4 protein-coding genes are annotated in these 4,772 nt (G+C 67.9%); 1 reads left to right on the top strand and 3 read right to left on the bottom strand.

The window, feature by feature from the left end:
* Nucleotides 1-245 precede the first annotated feature (245 nt).
* Nucleotides 246-626 carry a hypothetical protein gene (locus tag ACFYZJ_RS39300; RefSeq protein WP_388577179.1) on the top strand — a complete coding sequence of 127 codons (381 nt, stop codon included), beginning with the start codon at nucleotides 246-248 and terminating at the stop codon, nucleotides 624-626.
* Nucleotides 627-692: 66 nt separating this feature from the next.
* Here ACFYZJ_RS39300 and ACFYZJ_RS39295 read toward each other — a convergent pair whose 3' ends face one another.
* The 3 genes from ACFYZJ_RS39295 to ACFYZJ_RS39285 all read right to left on the bottom strand — a co-directional run bounded on the left by ACFYZJ_RS39295 (nucleotide 693) and on the right by ACFYZJ_RS39285 (nucleotide 4,597).
* Nucleotides 693-2,861 (bottom strand): hypothetical protein, encoded by a 2,169-nt coding sequence (locus tag ACFYZJ_RS39295; protein ID WP_388577176.1) that lies wholly within the window; start codon nucleotides 2,859-2,861, stop codon nucleotides 693-695.
* Between the two features lie 225 nt (nucleotides 2,862-3,086).
* Entirely contained in the window at nucleotides 3,087-3,431 is a 345-nt protein-coding gene (locus tag ACFYZJ_RS39290) for a helix-turn-helix domain-containing protein (RefSeq protein WP_388577173.1), read from the bottom strand.
* Nucleotides 3,428-4,597 carry a tyrosine-type recombinase/integrase gene (locus ACFYZJ_RS39285; protein WP_388577170.1) on the bottom strand — a complete coding sequence of 390 codons (1,170 nt, stop codon included), beginning with the start codon at nucleotides 4,595-4,597 and terminating at the stop codon, nucleotides 3,428-3,430. Before ACFYZJ_RS39285 ends, ACFYZJ_RS39290 begins: the two co-directional genes overlap by 4 nt.
* Between the last annotated feature and the right edge of the window lie 175 nt (nucleotides 4,598-4,772).

Raw genomic sequence — 4,772 nt, 5'->3', positions numbered from 1 at the left:
GAAGCGCGCGGGTTCGCAGATTCCTGGATGCGGACGAGTGCGGAACCTGCGCGGGGTTGCCGATTTTTAGGGGTTCGAGAGGTGAGTTGGAGGCGACCAACTGCCCATGGAGACGCCCGTGATCACTCCGGCGGAGGTTCAAAGACGCCCAGTCAGTGCCTCAGAGTGCCTCACCATCGAACGGTGGCCGAACGGATTTCGCAGCAGGCGACATGACGCCCTGCTGAGAAGGCATGATGTGCGCCATGCCGCACTATCACGAGTCGTTTTGGGTAGCCGTTGCAGGCGTCGCTGCGGTGTTAGCCGTCGTCCAGATGGTCGCCGCTGTTGTCTATACCCGTCTGCGGAAACGGGGCTGGGCGCTTGAGCGCAACCGGCGACGCGACGGCATGTTGTCGCTGGTAGGCCACGGGGGCTATGGCGGGCAGGTCATGGTGTTGATGTTCTCCCTGACGTCACTGGCCAGCGAGACCGACGTGGTGTCTCCGATGACCGTGGCCTGGTTTGAGGTCCTCCTAGCGTTTTCGCTTCCGGTCGCAGCCCGGCTCGCTGAAGACGTGGGCCGAGAGGTTGCCCACGATGGGGACGCTCAGGCGTCAGCGGCCGAGACCCGGGCGGAAGACTGACGCTCGCCAAGCCTCGGGCTCACGCCCTCGAGGACGGCTCGCTACTCAGGCTTTCAATGTGGTCGTTCAGCGGGGAATTTTCGAGGTGCGTTCGGGGTGGGCGGCGGTGATGTAGCGCATGGCGGTGGTATCGCTGATGCCGAACAGCCGCATGAGGCGGAGGGGGTCGGCGGACTTGCGGGCTTCGTGGAGGATGCGGTCCTGCCGAAGCTGTGACATCGAGGCGTTCAGTTCGCGGAAGGTCCGTTTAAGCATGGTGGCGGTGACCGGTGGGTGCTCGGAGTGCATCGCGCTCTGCTGGCTGACCAGCAGGTAGGGGTTGGTGGAGCCGGGCCAGCGGCGGTGCCGTTCGGTGAGCCACTCCGTGGCGATGGTCTGGGTGAACTCTTCGAGGTGGACGGTGTGGCGTCGCAGGCCGCGCCGGACGATGAGGTGCCCCTTGGCAAGGTCGAGGTCGGCCGTCAGCAGGTGCCGGATCTCGTGAGGGGGCAGGGCATGGACGGCGACCAGGGCGAGCGCGAGTCGACCGGCGGTGCTGTTCGAGCGGTCGAGTAGCCCGGCGAGGACGTCGGAGGGCAGGGATGGCGGAAGGGTCTGGACGCCGCCGACGACCACGCCCCGGGTTGGGTTCCGGAAGATCAACTGCTCCTGCTTCAGTGCCCGGAACAGGCTGCGGAGCGCGACGTGAAGAGAACGGGCCGGGTTGCCCTGGCGGGCGCCGACAGCCTTCTTGATGTCGTCGTTGGTGATCTCCCGCAGACTGGTGACGCCGTCGGCTATCCAGCTCTCCAGCGTCGGCTTGAAGACCGTGAAGTAGCTGCGGATGTTGTAGTAGCTGCGAGGCTCATGCTCGCGTCGGCCCTGCCCGCGCAGGACGGTGACCCAGGCGCGTACTTCCATGGCGATCTGTTCCGGCAGCCCGGCCAGGGCATGCTCGATCCACTCGTAGTCCCGGTCCCGGTGGAGCGCGGGATCTTCGACGAGCATGCCGCGGGCCTTGAGGAACTGGCAGACGCGCCTGGCGGACAGGTTCACGTCCTGGCGGGAGAGCTCGACCACGTCGGCCTCCCGGATAGGGGCATCGGCGCCGAGCCAGGACAGCAGGATGACCAGGGGCCGCAGGTGGGCGACCCGCTGGTCCAGGTCCCACTGCTGGTCACGCATCATGGTCACGAACTCGTCGGCCAGCTGCTGTGCGGGCTCGGTCAGCTCCGGGAGCCTCTCGTGGCGCCGGTTGATGTCCAGCAGCGGCGTCCAGTCCCTGCGCATCGCGAACAGCGGTTCCTGGCCCGGGAAGGCGGGCTGGGGGACGAGTGGGATGCGGGCGGCCCGCCGTTCGGCGACCTGCCGGTCTCGGTAGGGATGCTTGCTCGACAGCTCGTAGCCGAGCTGGCCGCGCAGGACCCGCAGGCCGGCGGAGAACGGGTCTGCGAACCACAGCTGGGTGAACGGCTCCTTCTCGGCGGCCAGCCCGTTGATGTTCACGTGGAGGCAGCAGCCGCGGCAGTGCCCGGCCTTCAGCGGCAGGCCCTCACGGTGGCAGCGTTCGCACTGGCCGAGGGGCCGGTTCTTGTGCTTGCCGTGCCATTTCTGGCACGCATGGCAGCGGTGCTTGTGGACGCCGGTCATCCATGCGTCGCAGTCCCGGCAGGACCGTGGGGATGGCGGCAGCGGAGGGGGTGGGGTCGGAACGTAGCCGGACTTCGGGGGCCGTCTCCGCCTCGGTGGTGCCGGCGTCTGCCGGGCCTGGAGCATCCCGGCCCGCTTCAGGATCTTCCCGACCGGGGTCCAGTACTGCGGCAGCTCATCGAGTACTTCCTCGGGCACCAAGTCGTGCCCGTCGGCGTCCCGGATGGCCAGGGCCAGGCGGATCATGTCCGCGACCTGGCGAACCCATGCATGGCTCAGGCCGTACTCGCCGGCGAACGCGGCCACCTCGGTGGCGGCCTCCTCGTAGCCCTCCAGAGGCCGGGCGAGGATGCGGCGGACGGTGTCGATCGACATCTCCGCCCGCTTCATCTCGAACAAGGCCTGCTGGCCGCGGACGGTCGGCGGCAGCATCGCCGGGTCGTCGCGGTCGACCGCGTCCCTGGCGGCCCATTTCTGCTTCCACCGGTTCAGCTCGCGTCTGCCGCCGCTGGTCGACTTCTTCAACGGCATGGCGTTGGTCACCGCGAACCGCCGGAAGATCAGCAGGAGCTGGCGGTCGCGCGGTTTGGCGACCTCGGGAGCCATAACCCATTCGGCATCGTCATCGAGCCGGACCGCCTGGAGACAGGGGCGGCAGATCCCATCGGGCCCGATGTGGTCCTCGTGCCGGCAGCGGCCGCAAATACCCAGCTCAAGGTACTTCTTCCGCCACTTCTGACAGCCCCAGCAAAACCGCCGGGAGTCCAGCGTTCCCCAGCCCAAGCACGCCTGACACTGCCGGGAGTCGCGTGGTTTCCACCCCATGGCCGCTCAGTTCGGGGGGAGCGAACGCGGACCGCTCCGCCGGCCACTGCGCGGGGTCGGCCGCACCGGTCCGGGCCTCGTCTCCTCGGCGCCGACTGCCCTCTGTCCGTGCTCCGGTGGCGCCTGGGCCGCGTCCAGGGGCTCGGCCTGCAAGAGGTCGCCGGGCGTGCAGTTCAGGGCCGCGCAGATCTTGTCCAGGTCGTCCAGACGGACGGAGATCGGGGTGCCGCCCCACATCGCTGCGACCTTGCTCAGCGACGGGCTGAACCCGACCTCCTGGAACGCGGCCAACACCTCAGTGGGCCTCCACAGATCGCGCTGCGCGGCCACCATCCGCAGATTCCACTTCACCGCAGGTTCCCCTTGTCCATCACCAGACGCTGAGCCGCCTCGGTGCTGGCGGCAAGGTTTGCATGTTCGGGATCGGCATGGGCGGTCGCCATGTACCGAAGTGTCGTGGTCGCCCAGTCGTGACCGAGGACCTTCTGAACCTCCCAAAGGCTCATCCCGCGCTCGTAGTTGTGGGTCGCGCAGGCGTGACGCAGGAGATGGGGGTGGAGGTCGGTGACCGGGCCGGTCAGGTAGGCGGCTGCCGCGTCGTGCAGATGCTTGCGAAACGTCGAGGGAGTGATCGCCGGGGCGATCGGCAGGTTCAGCGCGGCGACCGCCTTCGGCTTGCGCTCCGAGGGCCAGAGCGGGGCCCGCGGGTGGTCCGCGTCGTCACCGAACTCGCCGCGGATCTCCTCGATGTACCACCACAGAAGATCGCGGCCCTCCTGGAAGAGATACGCCTCCCGCTGCCGCGGGCCGGACCCTCGGGCGGCCTTGCCGTGCACCAGGAAGCGGCCCCACTGACCGTGCTCCCAGTGGACGTCTCCGATGCAGACGCCGCAGAGCTCGGCCGCCCGGACCCCGGACAGGTAGGCGATCTTCGTCATCACGTAGTCGCGGCAGGCCACCAGGTATTTCCGGTGGCTCGCCAGGTCCTCGCGCCAGCGGGCGAAGAAGTCCTTCAGCGCCGTCTGCGACGGCGGGATGCGCAGTCCGAAGTCGCCCCGGTGCTTCGGGCGGTTGAACGGATCGATCGGCGAATCCACGCTCGCCCCGAAGCGGCGCATGATCTCGCCCGCGTACCGCTGTTCGAGGAAGGCGAAGTACCCGTCGATCCGGTTGATCTTCTGCCGCAGCGTCGAGTGCGCCCGCTTGCCCGGCCCGGCGAAGTACTTGTCGACCTGCCGCGGTGTGAGCTTCCAGGGCACCGTGCCGTAGTAGTCGCAGACCTCGATCACGGGCTTGATCAGGGAATCCAGCGTCGACATCGCGAGGCCAGCGGAGTCCCGGGCCCACTGGTACTCGGAGAGCGTGTCGATGAAGAAGCTCTCTTCGTCCTGCTCGGACACCCGAGCCTGCCGCCGGCGCTGGAGCGTGACCACATCCGCCAGCCCGGTGTCGACCGACACCGCGGCGGCGTCCACCTCCGCCGACGGGTCTGGGGCGGAGCGTACGAGGGTGAGCACGCGACTTTCCGAATCCGACACAAGGCCGCAGATTACGAAGACAACTCATGGAATCCGCGAGCTACTGCGGAGATCCCACACCATCGAGTGAACGGGGCTGAGAGTGCCATCTGCCTGCTGAAATGCGGCTATGAGGCGTCAGGCGGGGCCGGGGGAACCTGCGCGTACTCCAATA

It is taken from the genome of Streptomyces sp. NPDC001848, from assembly GCF_042891915.1.
Taxonomy (GTDB): Bacteria; Actinomycetota; Actinomycetes; order Streptomycetales; family Streptomycetaceae; genus Streptomyces.
Note: the sequence above shows the minus strand (reverse complement) of the source record. Positions and strands in the feature narration are given on the sequence as shown.